Source organism: Bacteroides propionicigenes (genome assembly GCF_018390535.1).
In the GTDB taxonomy this organism is placed as follows: Bacteria; Bacteroidota; Bacteroidia; order Bacteroidales; family Bacteroidaceae; genus Bacteroides; species Bacteroides propionicigenes.
This window is the reverse complement of the sequence record NZ_JAHBBW010000008.1, coordinates 44,591-70,435: the sequence shown is the minus strand read 5'-3', so window position 1 is coordinate 70,435 and position 25,845 is coordinate 44,591. Positions and strand designations below refer to the sequence as shown.

At 47.5% G+C, this 25,845-nt stretch carries 20 protein-coding genes; 14 read left to right on the top strand and 6 right to left on the bottom strand.

The genetic code is table 11. The features are described from left to right. The first annotated feature begins 34 nt into the window (after window positions 1–34). From KG118_RS11035 to KG118_RS11015, 5 genes are all read left to right on the top strand, one after another. A complete protein-coding gene (locus KG118_RS11035; protein ID WP_117712981.1) occupies window positions 35–2,269 on the top strand; it encodes a TonB-dependent receptor in 2,235 nt (744 codons plus the stop codon). A gap of 8 nt (window positions 2,270–2,277) precedes the next feature. Beyond that, window positions 2,278–2,895, top strand: a complete 618-nt coding sequence (gene pnuC, locus KG118_RS11030; RefSeq protein ID WP_117712980.1) for a nicotinamide riboside transporter PnuC — start codon at window positions 2,278–2,280, stop codon at window positions 2,893–2,895. 31 nt (window positions 2,896–2,926) lie between these two features. Continuing rightward, complete coding sequence (locus tag KG118_RS11025) at window positions 2,927–3,550, top strand: thiamine diphosphokinase (RefSeq protein WP_117712979.1); 624 nt, start codon at window positions 2,927–2,929, stop codon at window positions 3,548–3,550. Between the two features lie 94 nt (window positions 3,551–3,644). Then, on the top strand, window positions 3,645–3,812 hold the full coding sequence (locus KG118_RS11020; protein WP_199598839.1) for a hypothetical protein: 168 nt from the start codon (window positions 3,645–3,647) through the stop codon (window positions 3,810–3,812). Beyond that, the gene (locus tag KG118_RS11015; RefSeq protein ID WP_117712978.1) at window positions 3,797–4,096 is read left to right on the top strand and encodes a type II toxin-antitoxin system RelE/ParE family toxin; all 300 of its coding nucleotides are present in this window, start codon (window positions 3,797–3,799) and stop codon (window positions 4,094–4,096) included. Before KG118_RS11020 ends, KG118_RS11015 begins: the two co-directional genes overlap by 16 nt. Here the strand turns inward: KG118_RS11015 and thrC are convergent, their stop codons facing one another. Genes thrC through thrA form a run of 3 tightly spaced genes read right to left on the bottom strand, consistent with a single transcriptional unit; the run spans window position 4,097 to window position 9,111 of the window. Further along, a complete protein-coding gene (gene thrC, locus KG118_RS11010; RefSeq protein ID WP_117712977.1) occupies window positions 4,097–5,398 on the bottom strand; it encodes a threonine synthase in 1,302 nt (433 codons plus the stop codon). Continuing rightward, complete coding sequence (locus KG118_RS11005; protein ID WP_117712976.1) at window positions 5,395–6,648, bottom strand: cofactor-independent phosphoglycerate mutase; 1,254 nt, start codon at window positions 6,646–6,648, stop codon at window positions 5,395–5,397. The genes thrC and KG118_RS11005 overlap by 4 nt, the downstream gene beginning before the upstream one ends. Before the next feature lie 30 nt (window positions 6,649–6,678). Next, the gene (gene thrA / locus KG118_RS11000) at window positions 6,679–9,111 is read right to left on the bottom strand and encodes a bifunctional aspartate kinase/homoserine dehydrogenase I (RefSeq protein WP_117712975.1); all 2,433 of its coding nucleotides are present in this window, start codon (window positions 9,109–9,111) and stop codon (window positions 6,679–6,681) included. A 448-nt stretch (window positions 9,112–9,559) separates the two neighbouring features. Between thrA and KG118_RS10995 the strand changes: the two genes are divergently transcribed. The 6 genes from KG118_RS10995 to KG118_RS10970 all read left to right on the top strand — a co-directional run bounded on the left by KG118_RS10995 (window position 9,560) and on the right by KG118_RS10970 (window position 17,585). Next, complete coding sequence (locus tag KG118_RS10995; protein WP_117712974.1) at window positions 9,560–10,597, top strand: asparaginase; 1,038 nt, start codon at window positions 9,560–9,562, stop codon at window positions 10,595–10,597. Window positions 10,598–10,749: 152 nt separating this feature from the next. Further along, on the top strand, window positions 10,750–12,117 hold the full coding sequence (radA, locus tag KG118_RS10990; RefSeq protein ID WP_117712973.1) for a DNA repair protein RadA: 1,368 nt from the start codon (window positions 10,750–10,752) through the stop codon (window positions 12,115–12,117). Window positions 12,118–12,382: 265 nt separating this feature from the next. Then, on the top strand, window positions 12,383–14,038 hold the full coding sequence (locus KG118_RS10985; protein ID WP_117712972.1) for an NAD(P)/FAD-dependent oxidoreductase: 1,656 nt from the start codon (window positions 12,383–12,385) through the stop codon (window positions 14,036–14,038). Between the two features lie 174 nt (window positions 14,039–14,212). After that, window positions 14,213–14,833: a response regulator transcription factor gene (locus tag KG118_RS10980; protein ID WP_117712971.1), complete on the top strand. Its 621-nt coding sequence runs from the start codon at window positions 14,213–14,215 to the stop codon at window positions 14,831–14,833. 97 nt (window positions 14,834–14,930) lie between these two features. Beyond that, a complete protein-coding gene (locus KG118_RS10975) occupies window positions 14,931–17,405 on the top strand; it encodes a TonB-dependent receptor (RefSeq protein ID WP_117712970.1) in 2,475 nt (824 codons plus the stop codon). An 18-nt stretch (window positions 17,406–17,423) separates the two neighbouring features. Next, the gene (locus KG118_RS10970; RefSeq protein ID WP_158561013.1) at window positions 17,424–17,585 is read left to right on the top strand and encodes a hypothetical protein; all 162 of its coding nucleotides are present in this window, start codon (window positions 17,424–17,426) and stop codon (window positions 17,583–17,585) included. On the opposite strand, the gene KG118_RS10965 is transcribed toward KG118_RS10970, so the two are convergent. The 3 genes from KG118_RS10965 to metA are packed head-to-tail and all read right to left on the bottom strand — an operon-like array spanning window position 17,575 to window position 21,394. Then, entirely contained in the window at window positions 17,575–18,612 is a 1,038-nt protein-coding gene (locus KG118_RS10965; RefSeq protein ID WP_117712969.1) for a hypothetical protein, read from the bottom strand. The two genes, KG118_RS10970 and KG118_RS10965, sit on opposite strands and share 11 nt — an antisense overlap. A gap of 3 nt (window positions 18,613–18,615) precedes the next feature. Continuing rightward, window positions 18,616–20,475 carry a peptidase U32 family protein gene (locus KG118_RS10960; RefSeq protein WP_117712968.1) on the bottom strand — a complete coding sequence of 620 codons (1,860 nt, stop codon included), beginning with the start codon at window positions 20,473–20,475 and terminating at the stop codon, window positions 18,616–18,618. A 1-nt stretch (window position 20,476) separates the two neighbouring features. Next, window positions 20,477–21,394, bottom strand: a complete 918-nt coding sequence (gene metA, locus KG118_RS10955) for a homoserine O-acetyltransferase MetA (RefSeq protein WP_117712967.1) — start codon at window positions 21,392–21,394, stop codon at window positions 20,477–20,479. A 344-nt stretch (window positions 21,395–21,738) separates the two neighbouring features. Between metA and KG118_RS10950 the strand changes: the two genes are divergently transcribed. From KG118_RS10950 to KG118_RS10940, 3 genes are all read left to right on the top strand, one after another. Beyond that, complete coding sequence (locus tag KG118_RS10950) at window positions 21,739–23,652, top strand: fimbrillin family protein (RefSeq protein WP_117712966.1); 1,914 nt, start codon at window positions 21,739–21,741, stop codon at window positions 23,650–23,652. A 92-nt stretch (window positions 23,653–23,744) separates the two neighbouring features. Beyond that, window positions 23,745–24,698 (top strand): methylenetetrahydrofolate reductase [NAD(P)H], encoded by a 954-nt coding sequence (gene metF / locus KG118_RS10945; RefSeq protein WP_117713003.1) that lies wholly within the window; start codon window positions 23,745–23,747, stop codon window positions 24,696–24,698. A 15-nt stretch (window positions 24,699–24,713) separates the two neighbouring features. Further along, window positions 24,714–25,838, top strand: a complete 1,125-nt coding sequence (locus KG118_RS10940) for a DNA polymerase III subunit (RefSeq protein ID WP_117712965.1) — start codon at window positions 24,714–24,716, stop codon at window positions 25,836–25,838. The last annotated feature ends 7 nt before the right edge of the window (window positions 25,839–25,845 follow it).

Genomic DNA, 25,845 nt, shown 5'->3' with positions numbered 1-25,845 from the left:
TTTCTGTATTAATTTTTAATCATTAAAATTGCAAATGAAGAAGTATGCAATGGCAGCATGCCTGTTTATGGCAGCGCTGAATGTCTGTGCACAGACAAAGGAAAAGGACAGCTTGCGGGTAATAGACCTGCAAGAAGTAGAGATTATTTCCACACGTGCCACAGGAACTACTCCGGTGGCATTTACCAACATCAACAAAGAACAGCTTAAAAAGCAGAACTTCGGCCAAGACTTGCCGTATCTGTTGAGCATGACTCCCTCTGCCATTACCACCAGTGATGCAGGAGCGGGTATCGGCTATACTACATTGAGAGTACGAGGCACGGACGGAACGCGCATCAACGTCACCGCCAACGGTATTCCTATCAACGACGCCGAAAGCCACACCGTATTCTGGGTGAATCTGCCCGACTTTGCATCTTCTGTCAAAGATATGCAGATACAACGCGGTGCAGGAACTTCTACCAATGGTGCAGGAGCATTCGGAGCCAGTATTAATATGCAGACCGGAGATTTCTCCCTGAAGCCTTATGCCGAGTTGAACGCTTCGTACGGCTCATTCAACACGCACAAGGAGACTGTCAAAGCAGGTACGGGGCTCATCAACGAGCATTGGTCTTTCGATGCCCGCCTGTCCAATATCAGTTCGGACGGTTACATCGACCGTGCATCGGTAGGGCTGAACTCTTACTACTTGCAAGGTGGATATTATGATGACAACACTTCCGTCAAACTGATAACTTTCGGAGGAAAAGAGCGCACCTACCATGCCTGGAACTATGCCAGCAAAGAAGAATTGGAAAAGTACGGCCGACGCTACAACTCCTGCGGATATATGTACACCGACGACAACGGTGCAGACCACTTCTATGAAGACCAGACGGACAACTATGTACAAAAGAACTATCAGCTGCTTTTCAACCATAACTTCACCTCTGCTTGGAATGTAAACGTAGGCCTGCACTATACCAAAGGAGACGGCTACTATCAAGAGTACAAAAACGGACGCAAGTTGGTGGAATACGGTCTGCTCCCGTACGAACACGACGGTGAAACCGTCAAAAAGAGCGATCTTATCCGCAAAAAAGCAATGGACAACTGGTTTGGCGGCGGCATCTTCTCCGTCAATTATAAAGGCAACCGCCTTCACGCATCCCTCGGCGGCGGACTGAACCGCTATGACGGCGACCACTTCGGCAAAGTGCTGTGGGTAAAGAACTACGTCGGCAACCTTGACCCCGACAAAGACTACTACCGCAACAATGCCACAAAAAATGACGGAAACCTCTACTTGAAAGCCGACTATGAGCTGTGCGACGGACTCAATGCCTATGCCGATTTGCAATACCGCCACATTTCCTATAAGATGTACGGGCAGAATGACAAATGGAACAGCGTCACCGACGACGGCCTGCAGCAACTTGCCATTCACGAGAAATTCGACTTCTTCAATCCCAAAGCCGGATTGTCATGGCAAATCAACCGCAACAACCGGGTGTACGGTTCGTTCAGCGTGGCCCACAAAGAACCGACACGCAACAACTATACGGACGGAAAGTTTACCGAACATCCCAAAGCGGAACGTTTGTTTGACTACGAACTGGGTTACACCTTTGCCAACTCATGGTTGACACTCGGCGCCAACCTCTATTATATGGACTACAAAGACCAGTTGGTGCTGACCGGCGAACTGAACGAAATCGGTGAAGCCGTAGCTGCCAACGTACCCGACAGCTACCGTATGGGCATTGAACTAATGGCCGGTCTGAAACTGGCTTGCGGTTTCCAATGGGACATCAATGCCACGTTGAGCCGTAACCGTGTAGAGAATTTCACCGAAACCCTCTACGAGAACGAAGACCCGGCAGGCGAAAAGTGGAACACTTATCTGGGTGACACTCACATCGCTTTCTCTCCCGACTTCCTGCTGAACAACCGTTTCGGCTATACTTACAAAGGATTTGAAGCATCTTTGCAATCGCAATACGTCAGCAAGCAATACATGAGTAATCTGGATTGCAAAGACCATATTCTGGATGCTTACTTCGTCAGCAACCTGAACTTGTCGTACACATTTGCGTTACCCAAAATAAAGTCGGTAACCGTAGGCTGTACCATCTATAACCTCTTCAACGAAGAGTACGAGAACAATGGCTATGCAGGCAGCGGTTTCTATTATGAAGACGGGCAGAAAGTACGCTACAACTATGCCGGATATGCCGCACAGGCCGGTACCAATGTATTAGGACATATTTCTTTGCGCTTCTGAAGCTGATTATGGAGCATACACTCGAAATTATCGGAACACTTGTCGGACTTCTCTACCTTTGGTTGGAATACCGGGCAAGCATCTATCTTTGGATAGCGGGCATCATTATGCCTGCTATCTATATCTTCGTCTACTACAACGCAGGTTTGTATGCAGATTTCGGTATCAATATCTATTACCTCGGAGCCGCCATATACGGATGGACAATGTGGAAGTACGGCGCATTCCTGCGGCGGACAATCCTGAAAAGAAAAACTCCGGATACAGAAAACCGGCAACAGGAACTACCGATAACCGGTATGCCGCTGCGGTATCTGCTGCCGCTCATTGCGGTATTTGCCGTTACGCTTGTGGGCATTGCCTGGATACTTATCAACTTTACAGACAGCAACGTCCCGTGGCTGGACTCCTTCACCACAGCACTCAGCATTGTCGGCATGTGGATGTTGGCACGTAAATACGTGGAACAATGGTGGGCATGGATAGGTGTAGATGCTGTGAGTACGGGACTTTACATCTATAAAGGACTCGATTTTACCGCCGCACTATACGGCCTTTACACAATAATCGCTATCTTTGGCTACTTCAAATGGAAGAAGATGATGAAGCAAGAGACCGATTTATGATTTTAATCCCTGATTTATCAATTATCAAACTATGAAAGCGGAAGCAGTTGTTTTAGCGAACGGAGAATATCCTACCGCTCCTCTACCCTTGGAGATATTAGCGGGTACGCCTTATGTAGTCTGTTGTGACGGCGGTGCGGACGAATATATCCGACAGGGGCATATACCTAACCTCATTATAGGTGACGGTGACTCCATCAGCGAGGAGAACCGCAAGAAGTACGGGCATCTGCTTCACCGCATTTCCGAACAAGAAACAAACGACCAGACGAAAGCCGTCAACTACCTGTTGTCGCAAGGCAAACGCCGGATAGCCATTGTCGGCGCCACCGGCAAACGCGAAGACCATACTTTAGGAAACATCAGCTTACTCATGGACTATATGCGCGCCGGAGCTGATGTGCGTACCTACACGGATTATGGCATTTTTATCCCTTGCCGAGATATATGTACCTTCACCTGCCGGCCGGGACAACAAGTCTCCATCATCAACTTTAATGCCCGCAAACTGCATGGGCTCGGACTGGTATACCCTCTCAGCGACTTTACCAACTGGTGGCAGGGCACTCTCAACGAATGTACCGGAACCGAATTTACGATTGAAGCGGAAGGGGAATACTTGGTCTTTTTGAATTACCCTCAGCCACTGCCGTAAACACGTATCGTATGGTAACAGCGGCTAAAGTTCCCGGACTATCCCTAAACAATTCATAACTTTACAACGTTTTAAGGGAAAAGGAGACTGAAATATGAAAGATACCGAACCGGAACAAACATCACAACCCACCAAGCAAGTACTCATATTCTCCAACCGCTTACGCCAAGACATTCAAACTGCCTGCCGGCAACTGGAAAACGGAGAAGGACAAGAGGATATAACAATCAACAAGGAGGCAGAGTCATGGTTAAACAAATAATCTGGTCGCCACTTGCCAAAGAAGGACTGAGGAGTATTCTACTGTCTTCACAGCAAAAACACGGAGACAAGAATCAAAGCAAGATTCTATACTCACTCCTCCAGAATGCGCTCCACCGCATTACTCTAAATCCCTTCATCGGACAAGCCACGGAAGTGGATAATATACGATATATCACCCCTCATCCCGACTATACGCTATTCTACCGCCACAGCCTCCTGAAGATAGAAGTGCTTGTGCTATGGGACAACAGCCATAAGGCCGGAAAGATAAAGAATGAGTAATTAGATACTCATCAAATAATGCTTGAAGTCCGCAAAGTCTTTCGACATGGGAAGGCTCTTCTTTTCGCCACGCATAAAGGCCTGTAGCTTCTCCGGTATCTGCACCGCTTCACCGATAATGCTCTCTACCGTGTCTTTGAACTTGGCAGGGTGAGCCGTCTCTAAGAAGACCCCTGTTTCGCCCGGCTGCAAGCCCTCCTGCAATGCACGGAAACCGCATGCGCCATGAGGGTCAAGCAAGTAATGCTCATCTTTCCAAACATTCTTCATGGTTTCGGCAATCTGTCCGTCCGTATAAGTAGCTCCGCTTATCTCGGCAGAGATAGCTGCATGGCTACCGCCATAGAGGTCGAGAACACGTGCAAAGTTACTCGGGTCGCCCACATCCATGGCATTGGCAATCGTGGCGATACTGGGGCGCGGCGTATAAACACCCGTCTGCAGATATTGATAGAATATGTCGTTACGGTTATTGGATGCAATGAAACGCTTTACCGGCAGTCCCATACGTTTGCCGAACAAGCCTGCCGTTATATTACCGAAGTTACCGCTTGGCACACAAATTACGGCATCAGCGGCTTTTCCCGCCCGCTTCAACTGCGCATAGGCATAGAAATAATAGAAAGCCTGCGGCAGGAAACGCGCCACATTAATGGAGTTGGCGCTGGTCAGCTGCAAATGGCTGTTAAGTTCCTTGTCCATGAAAGCCGCTTTCACCAATGCCTGACAGTCGTCGAACGTACCGTCCACTTCAAGGGCCGTGATATTCTGCCCCAGTGTAGTGAACTGCTTTTCCTGAATCTCACTGACCTTGCCTTTCGGATAAAGCACATAGACATGAATACCTTCCACACCGAGGAAACCATTGGCTACGGCGCTGCCCGTATCGCCCGAGGTGGCAACCAGTACATTTACCTGCTTCTTGCCCTCTTTCCTGATGAAATAGCCCAGCAGACGCGCCATAAAACGACCGCCTACATCCTTAAAGGCAAGTGTGGGGCCATGGAACAATTCGAGGGAATAAATGTCTTCCGTCACCTTCACCAGAGGAACATCGAAACTCAATGTATCATATACAATCTGCTTCAATGTATCTGCCGGAACATCTTCGCCAAAGAAAGCATCCGCTACCCGATAGGCTATCTCCTGAAAACCGAGCGTATCGATGCTGTCGTAGAACTCCTGCGGCAACGGTTTGATGGTAAAGGGCATAAAAAGCCCTTTGTCTGCGGCAAGCCCTTTCACTACGGCTTCTTCGAGGGTAACGTCAGGGGTTTGTTTGTTGGTACTGTAGTATTTCATAATTCTTTCATAAATTCGTTTATAAACTCATCTTCTTTCATCAGGCCGTAGCTGCCGTTGCAAGCGGCAACCTCATCGAAAGTCTGCACTTCGTCCGGCTCGATGCCCGGATACCAAATAAAGAAAGGTATCGGTTCGTCGGTGTGCGTGCGCAACTCGCAAGGAGTGGGATGGTCGGGTAAAACAGCAATAGCGACAGGCTCTTCCCAATCTTTCACAGCTTCATAAACAGGACCTACGGCACGGCTGTCCAAGTTCTCAATGGTCAGCATCTTCAAAGGGACATCGCCTTCGTGCCCTGCCTCATCGCTGGCTTCGATATGCAGATAGACGAAATCATCCGTTTTCAAGGCGTCAAGGGCGGCAGCTACTTTATTCTCGTAATTGGTATCGTACAGTCCGGTAGCACCTTCTACCGTCAGACGGCGCAGTCCGGCATAGTAGCCGATACCGTTAATCAAGTCTACGGCCGAGATAACAGCGCCTTTCTTCACTTGAGGAAACTTATCCGAGAGTTTCTCCATCTGCGGACGATAACCCGGACTCCACGGCCAAATGCTGTTAGCTGGGTCTTTGCCTTCGGCTGCACGTTTCTTGTTAACGGGATGTTCTTTCAACAATTCCTGCGAACGCATGATTAAGTCGTTAATCAGGTCGGCGGTTTGTTGAGGGGTCAGTTCGGCTTGTCCTTCGGGGACTGTGATACCCTCCGTACCGGGCATGGGCTTCACCAGCAAGGGTCGATAGGGTTTTAAAGGAACATCATGCGGGGGAGTGCAGTCTATACGCTTGTCTCCGCCTTTTATTACCAGCAAATGCCGGTATTGCACCCCTGTATGGAAGCGTACGCGCTCATTGCCCAAATGTTCCTGCAGATATTTCACCAGTACATCGGCTTCTTCGGTCGTGATGTGTCCCGCCGAATGGTTCTTTATATTATCTCCTTCAATGCAGATAATATTACAGCGCATCGCCATTTCGCCCGGCTTCAGGTCTACACCGATACTTGCCGCTTCCAACGGACCGCGTCCCTCATATACCTTCGGAAGGTCGTAGCCCAAAACGGACATATTGGCAACCTCGCTACCCGGATGAAAACCGTCGGTAACAGTCTTCAACCTGCCTACACGTCCCATCCGTGCGAGCCTATCCATATAGGGCGTTTTGGCAGCCTGCAACAAGGTCTTGTCTCCCAAAGACTTTACAGGCCAGTCGGCCATACCGTCACCCAATATAATAATGTGTTTCATCTTTGTAAATGAAGAATGAAGAATGAAGAATTAAACGTTCGCAATACTCATAATATCCGCAAATACTCCCGCAGCCGTTACACCTGCACCGGCTCCGTAGCCTTGTATCATCATAGGATATTCCTTATAACGCTCTGTGGTCAGCAAGATAATGTTGTTGCTGCCTTCCAGACCGTAGAACGGATGGTTGACGCCTACCTCCTGCAATCCTACGGACGCCTTTCCGTTCTCCAGCTTGGCAACGAAACGCCAATGCTTGTTTTCCGCTTCCAATACCTTGCGGCGTGCTTCAAAGTCGGCGTCAAGGCTCGGCACTTTCTTCCAGAAGTCATCCAAAGAGCCTTCGAAGAAGTCATCGGGAACAAAGAGGTTCTTTTCCACATCGCTTTGCTCGAGGCGATAACCGGCTTCACGCGCAAGGATTACCAGTTTGCGGATTACATCCTTGCCGCTAAGGTCGATACGCGGGTCCGGTTCGGAATAACGTTCCTCCTGAGCCATCTTAATGGTCTTGCTGAAAGGAATATCCGCGCTTATCTTGTTGAAGATATAATTCAGCGTGCCGCTCAGCACGGCTTCAATCTTCAGTATCTTGTCACCGCTATGGATAAGGTCGTTAATGGTATTGATGATGGGCAGACCTGCACCGACGTTTGTCTCAAACAAATATTTCACACCGCGCTGGCGGGCTATCTGCTTCAGTTCACGATAGTTTTCGTATTCCGAAGAAGCGGCAATCTTATTGGCGGCAACTACCGATACGTTGTGCATCAGAAGGTCTTTATACAGGGAAGCCACTCCCGCACTCGCCGTACAATCCACGAATACGGAGTTAAAGATGTTCATGCCGATAATCTCGTCACGGAGCGTATCCAAAGAGCTGTCCTTGCCTTTCTCCGCCAACTCTTCGCGGAAACGTTCCAAGTCAAAGCCTTCACGACTGAACATGGCTTTGGAGGCATCGGCAATACCTACCACATTCAGTTGCAAACCGTTCTCCTGCATCAACCTCTGGCGCTGGCTGTGAATCTGTTCTATCAAACTGCCGCCTACCGTGCCTACACCGCATATAAAGAGGTTCAACACCTGATATTCCGACAGGAAGAAAGAATCATGGATAACATTCAGGGACTTGCGCAGCGACTTGCTGTCCACCACAAACGAAATATTCGTTTCCGAAGCGCCCTGTGCACAAGCTATCACATTGATACCGTTACGTCCCAGCGTACCGAACAGCTTACCGGCAATGCCCGGTGTGTGCTTCATGTTCTCGCCAACGATAGCCACCGTAGCCAAATCCTTTTCCGCCTGTATGGGCGAAATCTCTCCCATTTCAATCTCTTTGGCAAACTCCTCGTTCAGCACTTCGCAAGCCAGGTCGGCGTCCGCATTACGCACACCGATTGAAGTAGAGTTCTCCGAAGATGCCTGTGATACGAGGAACACGCTGATGCCATTCTTAGCCAAAGCCTTAAAGATGCGGTAGTTCACACCAATCACACCCACCATACCGAGTCCCTGAACCGTTATCAGGCTTGTATCGTTGATGGACGAAATACCCTTTATGGCTTTGCTCTGCGGATTGGAAACCTCTTGTTTGATAACGGTTCCCGCTCCTTCGGGATTGAAAGTATTCTTTATTATAATAGGTATGTTCTTATGGCACACCGGATAAATGGTAGGCGGGTACACCACTTTAGCTCCGAAATTGCAAAGCTCCGTGGCCTCTACATAGCTCAGTTCATTAATGGTATAGGCAGTGGAAATCACACGCGGGTCGGCAGTCATGAAGCCGTCCACATCCGTCCAGATTTCCAGCGCATCGGCATCCAATGCCGCAGCTATAATGGCAGCCGTATAGTCGGAGCCGCCGCGACCGAGGTTAGTGACCTCGCCCGTAATCTTGTCCGTAGAGATAAATCCCGGAACCAATACGCGTTTAGGCATATCCCTGAATGTCTCACGTACCAAAGAGGTAGTGAGTTCCGCATCCAGCACATGCTTGGAATGCTTCTTCTCCGTTTTGATGAACCGGCGCGAATCAAACCATTCAGCACCCGTCAGTTGCGCGGCAATAATGGATGAAAGGCGTTCGCCGTAACTCACAATCGTGTCGGATGTCTTTTGCGAAAGGTCTTTTATCAGATAAATTCCCTGGAAGATGTCCTTCAGTTCGTTAAGCAACTCTCCCACCTGGCGTTGCAGTGATACTTGCGCTTCGCCTGCCGGAATTACTTCCTTTATCATTTCCACATGACGATAGACAATCTCACGAAACTCGTTTTCATAAGAGGAGTCACCGGCCGCCGCCATTTTCGAAGTATTAATCAGCTTATCCGTAATACCACCCAAAGCGGATACTACCACTATTAAAGGTTCGTTTATGGCTTCTACAATTCTCTTAACGCTTAAAATACTGTTCGCAGAACCTACGGATGTTCCGCCGAATTTTATTACTTTCATTTCTTTTACTGGATTGAAATGGTTGATACAATGTGTCAAAAACAAGCTGCCATAGCCCGTATAGACTTTAACTAAATAAGAAAAACTGCTAAAAATTGGTGTAACACGTAGAAACACAAAATACTATCCCCAACCCCTAAGGGTCATGGTACACATGGATGTGACTGTATGTTGATAGTACTTGTTCATTGTCTCTTATTGCTATCGTTCATGATAAGTGTTGCAAAAGTAACAATAAAAATATTCAAACTATCACGTTTTACGACTTTTTTGCGATAAAAACACATTTTCATCTCATAAAGGACAGAAATATGTATATATCGTTACTAACATATTCACACTTTTCACAGTGAAAAGAGGTGAGCGCAGCCATAGTTTTATATCATTTTGACATTATTATGAAGATATATTACTATCTTTGCATAGTAATCATGTAAGAATTGAGCGTATGCACCCAGATAATACTTCCGTTTTGTTAATTTACACCGGTGGAACTATCGGAATGATAGAGAATATGGAAACCGGAGCTTTGGAGAACTTCAACTTCGAGCATTTACAGAAACATGTGCCCGAACTTCAAAATTTTACGTTCAGCATCGATACCTATCAGTTCGATCCGCCTATGGACTCTTCAGATATGGACCCGGATGCCTGGCGTAAACTCGTACGCATCATCAGCGATAACTACAATCAATACACAGGCTTTGTCATCCTTCATGGTACGGACACTATGGCTTACACAGCGTCCGCCCTCAGCTTCATGCTCGAAGGTCTCAACAAGCCCGTCATTCTCACCGGTTCACAACTTCCCATCGGCGTACTTCGCACCGACGGCAAAGAAAACCTGCTGACAAGTATCGAAATAGCCACCGCCCGACATTCCGGCGGACGGCCTATCGTACCCGAAGTGTGCATCTTCTTTGAAAACCACCTGATGCGCGGCAACCGCACTACCAAGATAAATGCTGAGAACTTCAACGCTTTCCGCTCGTACAATTATCCTGTGCTTGCTTCTGCCGGCATACATATTAAATATAATAATGTACAGATACATACGGAAAACACACAAGAACAGTTACAGCCGCATTATCTGCTTGATACCAATATTGCCATACTGAAACTTTTTCCCGGCATTCAAGAAAGTGTGGTAGATGCCATTCTTGCCATAAAAGGTCTGAAAGCCGTAGTTCTGGAAACATACGGCTCAGGAAACGCCCCCCGGAAGGAATGGTTCCTTCATCGCCTTCACGATGCTTGCAAACAGGGTATTGTCATTGTAAACGTTACTCAATGCAGTGCCGGTACAGTAGAAATGGAACGTTATGAGACAGGCTACCAGCTAATGCAGGCAGGCGTAGTATGTGGATACGACAGCACAACAGAATCTGCTGTGACCAAACTAATGTTTTTGTTAGGACACAACTACTCTCCCGCAGAGGTACGCGAACTGATGAACCGCCCCATTGCAGGTGAAATCACCACTTAACAAGCAACTGCCTGTCCCACACAACAAGCAGCTTTTACCAAAAAGCATACGAACCGAAAAGTTGATTCCAGCCCAAAAACTCTACATGACACTATTATTTCTGCTGCAAAATATCGTACCTTTGGGCAATTATTCTAAAGGAAGTTCTTTTTATGGCAAAAGAAAAAACGGTATATGTATGTAGCAACTGCGGACAGGAATCGCCCAAATGGGTGGGTAAATGTCCGTCGTGCGGAGAGTGGAACACCTATGTAGAAGAGATTGTACGCAAGGAAGTTGTAAACAAGCGTCCGGTATCGGGCATAGAAACAGCTAAAGCAAAACCCGTAACATTAAATGAGATTGCCGCTGACGACGAACCCCGCATCGACTTGCATGATGCGGAACTGAACCGTGTACTGGGCGGCGGACTGGTGCAAGGCTCGCTCGTACTGATAGGCGGCGAACCGGGCATCGGAAAATCCACCCTGGTACTGCAAACCATACTCCGTATACCGGAAAAACGTATTCTTTACATATCCGGCGAAGAAAGCGCCCGGCAATTGAAGCTGCGTGCCGACCGACTGTCAAGTACTTCCTGCGATTGTTTGATTGTCTGTGAAACCTCGTTGGAACAAATTTATGTACATATCAAGAATACACATCCCGATTTAGTCATAATAGACTCTATACAGACTATTTCCACAGAGACGCTTGAATCCTCTCCGGGCAGCATAGCCCAAGTCAGAGAGTGCTCCGCCTCTATTCTGCGCTTTGCCAAGGAGACGCATACAGCAGTTATCCTCATCGGACATATCAACAAAGAAGGAAGCATTGCCGGACCTAAAGTACTGGAACATATCGTAGACACCGTACTTCAATTTGAAGGTGACCAGCACTACATGTACCGCATCTTGCGCAGCATCAAAAACCGCTTCGGGAGCACTGCCGAGCTGGGCATCTATGAAATGCGGCAGGACGGGCTGCGGCAGGTAAGCAATCCATCGGAACTGCTTCTCAGCCAAGACCATGAAGGGATGAGCGGCATAGCCATCGCCTCAGCCATAGAAGGCATACGACCGTTTCTGATAGAAACTCAAGCATTAGTCAGTAGCGCCGTATACGGAAATCCGCAACGCTCCGCCACCGGTTTCGATATACGGAGAATGAATATGTTACTGGCTGTATTGGAGAAACGTGTCGGCTTCAAGCTTGCCCAAAAAGACGTTTTTCTCAATATTGCCGGCGGACTGAAAGTTAATGACCCCGCTATCGACCTGGCCGTTATCAGCGCCATTCTGTCCAGCAACATGGATACCGCCATCGAACCCGAAATCTGTATGGCGGGAGAAATAGGGCTGTCCGGTGAAATCCGCCCTGTAAACCGAATTGAACAACGCATCGGCGAAGCGGAAAAACTCGGCTTCAAACGGTTTATACTGCCAAAATACAATTTGCAGGGACTGAATACCTCAAAACTAAAGATAGAACTGATTCCGGTAAGAAAGGTAGAAGAAGCATTCCGGGCATTGTTCGGCTAAATCTGCCAAAGGATGATTTTGCCACAGAACATACCGGATATACGGATTAATACATACTATATAAATGATATACATATTATATAAATGATATACATACTATATAAGTGAATACACATAATTAGCTTATACTATCTGTCATTCAGAGCGTAGCGAAGAATCTACTCTCTTGATGTATACACAGAGAAGAGATTCTTCGCTACGCTCTGAATGACAGATACTCTTGATATAAATTAAATTTCAACACTTACTTATAGAAAGAAACCAAATGATACAAGAATACCAATTACGCGTATTGCCTGAAATTGCAGCCAACGAACAACGCCTAAAAGAATACCTCATACAAGAGAAAGGACTGAACGCACACGATATTACGGCTACGCGAATTCTGAAACGCAGTATTGACGCACGCCAACGGACCATCTTCGTAAACCTGACTGTACGCACCTATCTCAATGAGATGCCGAAAGAAAAGGAGTATCAGGAAACCATCTATAATAATGTATCGGACAAGCCGCAAGTTATTGTTGTAGGAGCCGGTCCCGGCGGGTTGTTCGCCGCCTTGCGCCTGATAGAGCTTGGATTGCGCCCCGTCATAGTGGAACGCGGAAAGAATGTGCGCGACCGCAAGAAAGACCTTGCCCTGATAGGAAGGGAACAAACCGTCGACCCGGAATCCAACTATAGTTTCGGAGAAGGCGGCGCGGGAGCCTATTCGGACGGTAAGCTCTATACCCGCAGTAAAAAGCGGGGAAACGTAGATAAAATACTGAACGTATTCTGCCAGCATGGCGCTTCATCCTCCATACTCGTAGACGCCCACCCCCATATCGGAACAGACAAACTGCCGCGGGTCATAGAAAATATGCGGAATACAATCATCGATTGTGGCGGTGAAGTACACTTTGAGACACGCATGGACGCCCTTATTATTGAAAACGATGAAGTAAAAGGCATCGAAACCAATACCGGACAAACTCTCCTCGGTCCTGTAATACTTGCCACCGGACACTCTGCACGGGATGTATACCGCTGGCTTGCAGCCAACCGGGTAGAAATAGAAGCCAAAGGCATCGCCGTAGGAGTCCGTCTGGAGCATCCCGCTTCCCTGATAGACCAAATACAATACCACAACCGCAACGGACGCGGCAAATATCTGCCCACCGCCGAGTACAGTTTTGTTTCCCAAGTGGACGGAAGAGGTGTGTACAGCTTCTGCATGTGCCCCGGCGGCTTTGTCGTTCCGGCAGCCAGCGGCCCCCGGCAAATAGTAGTCAACGGCATGAGTCCCAGTAACCGGGGGTCCCGATGGAGCAACTCGGGGATGGTGGTGGAACTGCGACCGGAAGACTTGGAGAATGAAGAATTAAGAATGATGAATGAAGAATTGGCTGCGCAACAAGACGATGCAGTTAATGCTCAACTTTCAACTGTGAATGCTCAGTATTCAACGCTCAACGCCCAACACTCAACACTCAAGATGATGTACTTTCAGGAAGCTTTGGAACGCCTTTGCTGGCAGCAGGGCAACATGAAGCAAACAGCACCGGCACAACGCATGGCGGACTTTACAAAGAAAAAGCTCAGCTACGACCTACCGGAAAGTTCATATGCTCCCGGATTGGTGTCATCGCCTCTACACTTCTGGATACCGCCGTTCATTGCAAACCGTCTGAGCAAAGGTTTCCAGCAATTCGGGAAGTACAGCCACGGTTTCCTTACCAACGAAGCTACCATGATTGGAGTGGAAACCCGTACATCGGCTCCGGTGCGCATCATCAGAGACAAAGATACGCTGCAACACGTTCGTCTGAAAGGGTTGTTTCCCTGCGGGGAAGGAGCCGGATATGCAGGCGGCATCGTATCAGCCGGGATTGACGGGGAACGGTGCGCGGAAGCCGTAGAGCGGCTCTTGAATCCTTAGCGAGTGAACATTGACAAACAATTCAGCATCTGTCATTCAGAGCGTAGCGAAGAATCTACTCTCTTGATGTATACATAGAGAAGAGATTCTTCGCTACGCTCTGAATGACAAATAGCATAAACCTATTAACCGGTAGTATTTATTAGTACAACCCTAACTTATCAAACATACCCTATGACAGCCCCCGAAATAGCAATCGTCGCTCCCAACACACTGACCGCGTTGGGATTGCAGAACCTTTTGGAAGAGATTATCCCGATGGCCACCATCCGCGTGTTCCGTTCTTTTGCCGAACTCATGGACGACACGCCCGATATGTATGCCCATTATTTCATCTCTTCCCGGATATACTTCGAGCATACCTCTTTCTTCCTGCCCCGCAAACCAAAAACCATTGTACTGGCAGGCGGCGACAACCATCCCCAGCTGTCGGGAGTACCGACCTTGAACATCTATCAGGACGAGAAAAGCCTCATCAAAGACATTCTCCAACTGCACCGGCACGGACATCACCACGGGCATCCCGGCAAGCAACCGGACGGTTCCCGCTCTTCCATGCCGCCCCATGCCGCCAACAGTGCCGACGACCACGACCTGTCCGCCCGCGAAATAGAAGTACTGGTACTCATCACCAAAGGACTCATCAACAAAGAGATTGCCGACAAACTGAACATCAGCCTCACCACCGTCATCACCCACCGCAAGAACATCGTAGAGAAATTGGGCATCAAGTCCGTATCAGGACTGACAATCTACGCTGTAATGCACGGCTACGTTGACGCTGACAGAATATAAACAAGCCAATAAGGTACTTCCCCCTCATAATCCTCATAAATTAGGATTGCACGGACTGGAGATTTCGCGTTACTTTGCAACCGAAATAAAACCAGTTATGAAACAATATAAGATTATCACCCTGATTCTGATGCTCCTCACTGCCGGCAATGCGCTTGCAGAAGATTTGGACACCTTGAAAGTAGTAGACGTCGAAGAAATCCTCGTCATTGCAGCACCCAAAGAAAACCGTAAGTTGCGCGAGCAGCCCACAGCCGTCACCTTGCTTTCACAGCAAGATATGCAGGCCGCCCAAGTGAACTCCATCAAGAACCTGACAGGACTTGTTCCCAATATGTTCATCCCCGACTACGGTTCACGCCTGACTTCCGCCGTTTACATCCGCGGTATCGGCTCGCGCATCAACACGCCGTCCATCGGACTGTACGTAGATAATATCCCCTATATCGACAAATCCGCTTTCGACTTCGACTACTCCGACATCGAACGCATCGACGTATTGCGCGGCCCGCAAGGAACACTGTACGGACGCAATGCAATGGGCGGACTGATTAAGATTCACACCAAATCGCCTTTCTCCTATCAAGGCACAGACTTCCGTATGGGTGCAGGCACGCACAATGCCTACAACACTTCGTTGACGCACTACCACCGGGTGTCCGAGCGTTTTGCTTTCTCCACAGGAGGTTTCTATGACTACGAAGGCGGCTTCTTCCGCAACGCAGCGCTGAACAACAAGAAGATAGATAAAGGTCAGTCGGCAGGCGGACGCTTCCGCGGCATCTACCTGCCCTCCGAAAACTGGAAAGCAGACCTGAACGTGAGCTATGAATACAGCGACCAAGGCGGATATCCGTACTATTATACAGGTAGCGTCAATCACGCCGCCCAAAGCGAAGACATGAAATCCTATATCGGTACAATCTCCAACAACCGCGAAAGCAGTTACTACCGCAACTTGCTGAATACAGGGCTGAACCTCGAATATCAGGCGCAACACTTCACTCTGAGCGCCGTAACGGGCTATCAGTTCCTGAAAGACCGTATGTCCATTGACCAAGACTTTACGGCAAAAGATATTTATACACTGGAACAAAAGCAGCACATCCATACCCTGAGCGAAGAGATTGTGATGAAAAGCAAAGGTAACAGCCGCTGGCAATGGGCTACGGGTGTATTCGGCTTCTACCAATGGCTGAAGACCGATGCCCCGGTGACCTTCAGAGAAGACGGCATGAGCATGCTGGGCCGGATGCTGGGCAGTGTAATCCCGTCTAAAATAGAAGTTACCATGATGCCGGGTATGGGACTTAACATCTTGCCGTCCTTGCAACTCGGCAGCAGCAATCTGCTCATTAACGGCAATTTCGACACGCCGCTTCTCAACGGAGCGCTGTTCCATCAATCCACTTTCAGAGACCTATTCGGCCTGACGGGATTATCGTTCACAGCCGGGCTGCGTCTGGACTACGAGAAGATGAAGATGAACTACAACTCCGGTACTGCAATGGACTATACGGTAGGCATCAAGGGAGAAATGGTACGGGGCGGACAGGTTATCAAAGAAATAGCGATGATGCCCGAAACAGCACTCACCGTACAGTCACGCTACCAAGGTTCCATCGATAAAGACTACTTGCAACTGTTGCCGAAGTTTGCCCTTCAATACGATTTCAAAGACAATCTGGGCAACGTCTACGCAACCGTAAGCAAAGGCTACCGTTCGGGCGGATATAACATCCAGATGTTCTCCGACCTGTTGCAGTCCAGCCTGCAGAACGACATGAAGCGACAGACGAAAGAAGAAATACTGAAAGCCATAGAGAACTCTCCCGGTGCATCTTACAAGGATTTTATCAGCGAGAAGTTCCCCGATGCAGGCGAAAACCCCGATGCCCGCTCTGCCACGGAGTACAAACCGGAGCAAACCTGGAACTACGAAATCGGAACTCACCTGAACCTTTTCAATAACCGTCTGCGTACCGACGCCGCACTCTTCTGGCTGGAGACACGCGACCAGCAAATCTCACGCTTCGCGGGAGCGAGCGGCTTAGGACGCGAAACGGTCAACGCAGGCAAAAGCCGCAGCCTCGGCGCCGAACTGGCTTTGGCTGCCGCCATCACCACCGATTTCACCCTGAACACCAGCTACGGCTATACGTACGCCACTTTTAAGGATTACGTAACCAACGCCCGCGTCAACGGTCAGCTACAAGAAATCAGCTACAACGGAAACTACGTGCCTTTCGTTCCCAAGCATACACTGACCGTAGGCGGACAATACATTTTCCGCATCAATCCGGGATATTGGCTGGACCGCATCCAGCTGAATGCCAACTATACCGGTGCAGGACGTGTCTACTGGACAGAAGAAAACACCGTCAGCCAGTCGTTCTACGGTACACTGAACGGACGTGTCAGCTTCCAGAAAGGCCGCGGACAGATAGATTTCTGGGTACGCAATGCGCTGGATAAAGATTATGCCGCCTTCTACTTTGAAAGCATGGGCAACGGGTTCATGCAGAAAGGACGCCCCATTCAGGCGGGAATAGAAGTACGTTGCAGATTTTAGTAAAGGGAGTACCACACTTTGGTACACAAAATACCAACCGGTTGGTACGGGAAGTACCAACCATTGGTACATCAAATACCAACCGTTGGTACATGGAATACCAACCGTTGGTATACAGCATACCTGCCTTTGGAACGGAATGTACCAACCGCCGATACCGATAAAAGACTTATTCGTTGATTGCTCCGCAATGCGGGCAAACTCCCTTCGCCCCTATCTTCTGCCCGCAATTGCCACAGCGATAGCGGGATGCAGCCAGTGACGAACGCAGTTTCCTAAGGAACACCCACACAAATACAGCAATAAACAAATAGCCGATATATATCTGGGTAGTCAATATAAAGAAGAAATAACAGAAGATACAACAAGAAGCCAGTCCCAACAGATAGAACACTGCCGCCGCCGGACTTAGCAGGCGAAACAAATCATCGAGCACCGCCAGCAGAACAATGACAAACAACCAAAGGCTCATAAGGAAGACAGAAAGCACAAACGGAACTTTAAACGGCGAAAGCGTAGGATTGAAATAAAAATGCTGCCACGTCTCCGGTACAAAAACCTGCATAGACTCGTACACGGTGGCGCTAAACGCCAGCAACAGGCACAACAGCAACGGATATACACTGTCTATATCGTTGAAGTAGACCATCTGCAACTGCTTGCGCCGAAACGCACGAAACAACCATGCCGCCACAAACAAAGCAAAGATTACAATGAAATAGGAAGCATGCGTATCACTAAACAGATAAATGGCCTGCGAGATACTGTCCGTAGGAACAAAAGCGCGCATCATATCCTTTTCCCGAAGCCAGCCCTGCACTTCCTGAGAATGGGCGAGTTTTACCCATACGCTATCCACACTGTCCGCCGGATGGATGGCAAACTCCGCCACTACCACCCTATCTCCCTTGTACAGCGTGTTATAGCAATCTTTCACAGGCAGACAGGCTATCGTCACCGAATCATCCCGCACTTCCAGATTCGTATTCCACGTATAATGACGCTCGTACAGATAAGTCAGCGAATCGCGAGTCTTTGCTCCCAGCTTCTCGTTTTCCAAGTCGGGACGGGGATAATGGCAAGACGTAAAAACAAAAGCAGTGAATATGAAGTATAAGGCATGAAGTATAAAATATGAAGGGCAAGGCACACGTCGGGCGATGACGTTGCGTTTACAGCTACTTATGTTTACTTCCTCTTTCTTCATACTTTACACTTTCTCTTCACAGACTTTCATCTGGCAGTTCTTGCAGTCAAAGGTAAGGCGGAAACGTTTGCCGTCTGTTCCTACCAGATAATAAGGTTCCCGATACGGAGACTGTCCCTTTTGATGCGTAGGACACCAGCCCATACTATAACGCAGGCAATGTTTGCAGAACATAAGTACGGCTTCGGGCACCGCCTGTTTCTCGTAAGCCGGTTCTATGGCAGCTACTCCGTGAGTCTGATAAAAGCTGCGGGCGGCAGTATTCATCACATTGCCCAAATAGGTCAGAGATGCTGTCGGGAAACGATGGCGGGTAGCTTTCCACACGTGCAACTCACGACGGTAAGTAATGCGACGGGCGGCAGTCAACCTGTCTATCGCTTGGCGGCGCCAGTCAGCTATCACCGAAGCAGGTATGAACCAGTTCTGCGACAGGCTGATTGCAATGGCGGGAGTTGCTTCCGGGGAGCTGTCCATTACCTCAAAAGGAGTGTTTCCCAATTTGCCAAGCTGGGTGCACAGGTTGTCCTGTTGCGGAGTACGCGCAAGTTCTTTTGAATAGGAGAATGACAAGGTTATGCGATTGTCGTCTTCGTCCGCAACTGTCAGTGCAAAACCCGAAGGGGTATCTGTCAGCTCCCATTTAATACCGATTTTACGCTCGGCGGACTTGCGTGCAAGGACACGCTCAAAGTCCTGGTCGAAATTACGGTAAAGACGGGTACGCGGTTTGATGCGGGGCATATCGCCTGCCGGATACAGCTTGTTGCCGTCCACCCGATTGATGCGGAAGCCTTGCAAACGCCCCTGTTCATCGAGGAAGCAAACACCGTCTCCGTTATGGAAAGGCTTCACTCCGGCTACGGTAAGATAGTTACCGCGTTGCTCTTTCATCGTTCCCATCTCCTCGCCCAGTGATTTCGGCGTATCGAAAGAGGATATTTCCCGGTCGCGGCCTTGCAGGAAGTAATGGGTGAAACCACGGCTGAAACTCTTGTCCAACTGGGGCTTGAAGTCGAAACGGCAAGTGCCCGAGGAAGCGCGTACATACTCCTTGCGGCGGGCAAAAACAGCATCCAGTTTCTGACGGTAGGCGGCTGTGACATTCTTCACGTAAGAAACGTCTTTCAACCGCCCTTCTATCTTCAGGGAAGAAGCACCGGCATCCAGCAGGTCTTCCAGTACTTCACTTTGATTCAAGTCTTTCAAAGAGAGCAGATGCTTGTCGCGGACGATGGTTTTTCCGTCAGCATCTGCCAGACTGAACGGCAGGCGGCAGAACTGGGCGCATTCCCCCCGGTTGGCGCTTCTGCCGAAGCACGCCTGACTGACGTAACACTGTCCGCTGTAGCTTACACAAAGCGCGCCATGTACAAAGACTTCCAAAGGCGTCTCCGGACAGGTCTCGTGGATATTGCGTATCTCCTGCAATGAAAGCTCGCGTGCCAGTACCACCTGACGAAAACCGGCATCCGCCAGAAAACGAACTTTCTCCGGTGTACGGTTGTCCATCTGTGTACTGCCATGCAACGGTATGGGCGGCAGGTTCAGACGGGTAATGCCCATGTCCTGCACAATCAGCGCATCTACACCGATACGGTACAGTTCCCAAATCATCTTTTCCGTTTCGGCCAGTTCTTCTTCTTTCAGGATAGTGTTTACCGTGACATAGATACGTACATTGTATAAATGGGCGTATGCCACCAAAGCGGCAATATCTTCCAAAGAATTAACCGCCGCAGCACGTGCACCGAACTTCGGAGCGCCTATATATACCGCATCCGCACCATGATTGACGGCTTCAATGCCACACTCCAAATTCTTGGCGGGCACCAACAGTTCTATTTTCCGTTGCTTTATCATGCTACTTAATATCTTCAATGTTGAATGGAGTTTCCTGATATACAAAGTAGTTCAACCAGTTGGAGAACAACAGGTTGGCATGCGCACGCCAACGCACCAATACGCCTTTGTCCGGGGTATCATCCAGATAGTAATTGCGGGGCATCTCGATAGGCAGTCCCTTATCCAAGTCGCGACGGTACTCCGTATCGAGCGTCAACGGAGAATATTCGGAATGACCGGTTACGAAAAACTCACGCCCGTTACGCGCCATCACCATGTAAACTCCCGCATCTTTCGATTCCGAAAGCAGTGTCAGTTCGGGAACTTTCAGAATATCTTCCTTGCGAACTTCCGTATGGCGGCTATGGGGTACATAGAACACATCATCAAAACCACGGAAAATGGGATAAAGAGGTTGCAGAGTACGGTGCTCGAATATGCCGAACATCTTTGCGTCCAACGGATATTTGGGCACACCGTAGTGGTGATAAAGTCCGGCCTGCGCCGCCCAACAAATATAAAGAGTGGACGTGACATGTGTACGCGCCCAATCGAAAATCCCGGTAATCTCGTCCCAATAGGTCACTTCCTCAAAATCCATCTGCTCCACAGGAGCTCCGGTGATAATCATACCGTCATACTTCTCGTCACGCATCTTCTCAAAATCCGTGTAGAAAGTCTTCATGTGCTCTATCGGAGTGTTCTTGGAGGTATGGCTCTTGATTTTCATAAACGAAATCTCCACCTGTAACGGAGTGTTGGACAGCAAACGCACCAAATCAGTCTCCGTCGTAATCTTCAACGGCATCAGATTCAATATAACAATCCGCAACGGACGAATGTCCTGTTGGGTAGCACGTGAATTATCAATAACGAAGATATTTTCCTCTTTCAGCAGCTCTATCGCGGGAAGTTTATCGGGTAAATTTAAAGGCATAAGCTCTGTTCTATGGTTTAACTAATTACTGTTTACGATTTTAGTGTGTAAAGTTAGATAAAAAATCAAAGTGCTATAAATAATTTATAGAAGTTTTTATCGAATTAGAATGGATGATATGAAATATTAGTATACTTTTGCACCCTTGTTACTTAAAGATATATATAAAAAAGAGAAGAAAAAGCACCAAGCTATCAAGCGTGATAACTCATAATAGAAATCCGGAAGCGTAAATAACTTTCTCATAATATTTGTGGTTCTGCCCAATCTGATATATCGACACATAAGCTTTTGAGTGTGAACCGAAGACGAAGAAATTTTCGTCTTGTAAAACTACTATAATTATGAATATAACGAGAAACGTTTTCAAGAGAGTCTGTAATGTACTGTGCCTGGTTCTTGCCTTATTGTCTGCATCCTGCGTTAATAAGATAAGCGATGAAATTCAGGAAAGTAATATTCCCATCACCTTTTCTACAAAAACAAGTAAGAGTGCTACCAAAGCAACAAATAACACTTTTGAAACCGGAGACAGGATGGGTATATTTGCCATGCTGACCGGAAATGACCTAAACAAAGAACGATATATCGACAATTTACTCTTGGAGTGTGGAGAAGGAACTACATTACTTCCCCAAAAAGAAGTTTACTACCCGGAGGGAGACGCTACACTGGATTTTATAAGCTACTATCCCTATCAAACCAATGGAATATCCGAAGGTGGTTATTTACTGAACGTCACAGTACAGACAGACCAAAGCAAGTCTTCAAACTACAGCCTATCCAATTTTATGACCGCACGAACAGAGAATGTAGCCAACAATGAGGAAACCGTGCAATTGGAATACAAGCATCAGTTTGCGAAGATAAAGTTAGTTCTTACTCCCAAAGAAGGTGAGAATGCGGATGATATGCTCAAAGCCAATCCTAAAATCATAGCTACCGGCTTCAAGACACAAGCCGTATATGACCTGCAATCGGACAAATTATCAAAAGTGCACGAAGAAAGTGAAACAGATATTATACCCGCCGGTGTATGGAAGAAAGATGGCAACGGTCTGTCCGGCAAAGAGTTTATAGTCATTCCGCAAATACATTCCGACAGCGAACAGGCTTTCACTTTAGAATGGAATGGCAAAATTTATGCATGCTCTCTGCCGTCGGCTACTATCAAAGAAGATACAGAATTGGAAATTCGTATCGATGCACTCCAAAGCACAAGTGAAACACTGACAGGCATCATCGCCAATATCAAAGAATGGGGATACAGCGAACAAGGTGAAAGTGAAAATAAATATGACATTACCACTGTCCACACAGCTTCCTTCTCATTCAAGACATCCGACGTGTACAGAATCTATTATCAAGGAAAACCAGTTGCAGAAGTCTGCCGGGAATTTCTCAACAGCACCGTTGCTGATGCAATCTACTCTAAAGCGATTGTCGTCTACCCCATGCAAGACAATGAGCAAACCGACCTAAGCAATGGGCTCGTCTTGCAACTCCCTGACAAAGAAGCCATGATACATGGCGGTAAAGTAAGTTGGGATAAATCTCAAAACTCACTAACCTATACTGCAGGACACTCCAAACCTATCGAGAAATTCTACATCAACGGAAACAAAGAAATAGTTACAGAAAAAACGTCTGCCGTATTGGCCATCAATATCAGCAACTATGTAATCAGGGATATGCGATTTAAAACACCGCAAATCTACCCCATTGTAAAAATAGGTACACAATACTGGATGAAGGAGGATTTGAGAGCTACCTATTACAACAACAGAGAAAGCATCCCCCTCAGAATGGTCTTAGGGCAAGGTGGAGGCTATTTTAAACAGGACAACTTCGACGCCCATTTTTATAACGGAGAAGCCGTATTGACCGGTAAGTTAGCACCGGCAGACTGGAAGATACCCACGGAAAATGACTGGAACAGATTAATAGAGTATATAGGCGGGAGTGCCTCTACACTTAAAAAAGCAGAAAGCTGGAGCACTGACACTTACCCGGCAACAAACGAAAGCGGATTCAACTCCCAACCCAGAGGGCTGATTCTGGAGAATGAAAAAGGAAAAACCGTTATTGTGAATTCCAACTCATCCACTGCATACTGGGTATATGACGGCACACAAAAGCAATTGGACAAAACAATAATGCTTGACAACAAGAATAATGGCGTAGAATTCAAAACCAAAATCAAACCGGAAGGTAAAGATTATTATAACGCCTTTTCTATTCGTTGCATAAAAGAATAGCCTGTCAAAAAGGTATTTCTCATTTCTTTTTCGTATTTTTGTTCCCAATGTGTGCAAGATTTTGCCAATTAGACAAAGACAACGAAGAAGAAATGAGAGTAATCGATCTGATAAACAGTAACGAAAAAACAGCTTTTTCTTTTGAAATATTGCCCCCTCTGAAAGGTACAGGCATCGAAAAGTTGTACGAAACAATAGATACACTACGGGAATTTGACCCTAAATACATCAATATAACCACACACCGCAGCGAGTATGTGTACAAGGACCTTGGCAACGGACTGTTTCAACGCAACCGGCTTCGCCGCCGTCCGGGAACGGTATCTGTTGCCGCAGCTATCCAAAACAAATACAACATAACGGTTGTTCCGCATATTCTTTGCAGCGGCTTCAGCCGTGAAGATACCGAATATGTATTGCTCGATCTGCAATTTCTGAACATCACAGACCTTTTGGTATTGCGCGGAGACAAGGCAAAGCATGAATCTGTCTTTACTCCCGAAGGCAACGGCTATCATCATGCAGTGGAATTGCAAGAGCAAATCAACCAATTCAATAAGGGTATCTTTGTAGACGGTTCCGAGATGAAAGTCACCAATACTCCTTTCTCATACGGAGTGGCCTGTTATCCGGAGAAACACGAAGAAGCTCCAAATATTGATACGGACATTTATTGGCTGAAAAAGAAAATGGAAACCGGAGCGGAATATGCCGTTACCCAATTGTTTTATGACAATCGGAAATATTTTGACTTTGTAGAACGTGCCCGCAAAGCCGGGGTCACTATCCCCATTATACCGGGCATCAAACCATTCAAGAAGTTGTCACAGCTCAGCATGATACCCAAAACATTCAAAGTGGACTTACCAGAAGAACTCACAAAGGAAATTTTGAAATGTAAGAATGATGCCGAAACACAGCAAGTAGGTATTGAATGGTGTGTACAGCAATGCAAGGAATTAATGGAACACCATATTCCCAGCATTCATTTCTATTCTATAGGTGCGGTAGACAGCATTAAGGAAGTAGCTAAACAAGTTTATTAACTAAATATCAATACCGTGTTTTTTAAAGATGTAATCGGCCAAGACGCAGCCAAACAGCGATTGATACAGGAAGTGCAGGAAGGACGTATTCCTCATGCACAACTGTTCTGTGGTCCGGCAGGAGTAGGCAAGCTACCTTTGGCTATGGCTTACGCACGCTACATCTGTTGCCCGAACCGTACGGAAGCTGATGCCTGTGGCACGTGTCCTTCGTGTGTGAAATGGAACAAGCTGGTACATCCGGATGTACACTTCGTATTCCCTATTGTAAAAAGCACCAAGGGGAAAAAAGAAGTCTGTGATGATTATATAGCCGACTGGAGGCATTTGGTACTGAACAATCCCTATTTCTCACTGAGCCATTGGCTGAACGAAATGGGAGCTGAAAACGGTCAGGCAATTATCTACGCAAAGGAAAGCGATGAGATTACCCGAAAACTCAGTTTGAAATCCAGTGAGGGCGGATATAAGGTGACCATTGTATGGCTGCCCGAAAAGATGCACGAAGTTTGTGCCAATAAATTGCTGAAGTTATTGGAAGAGCCCCCTGAAAAAACCGTATTTCTTTTAATCTCAGAAGCTCCCGAAATGATATTGTCCACCATACTCAGCCGTACACAACGTTTCAATATCCGCAAAATAGAGGAAATGAGTATAGCCAATGCCCTGCAGCAAAAGTATGGCGTACAGTCTGCGGACAGCCAGACCATAGCGCATTTGGCAAACGGAAACTTCATCAAGGCATTGGAAACAATTCATCTGAATGAAGAAAACGAACTCTATTTTGAACTGTTCGTCAGTTTAATGCGTCTTTCCTATCAGCGGAAAATACGGGAGATGAAGCAATGGAGCGAGCAATTGGCAGCTATGGGACGCGAACGCCAAAAGAACTTTCTGGAATATTGCCAGCGTATGATACGGGAAAACTTCATCTATAACCTGCATCGGAAAGAAATGAATTACATGACACTGCCTGAGCAAAACTTCGCTACCCGATTCGCCCCATTCGTCAACGAACGGAACGTTATGGGTATCATGGATGAACTCAGTGAAGCACAGGTACATATTGAACAAAATGTAAATGCCCGTATGGTTTTCTTTGATTTTTCACTGAAAATGATTGTTCTGTTAAAGCAATAGGGTAATC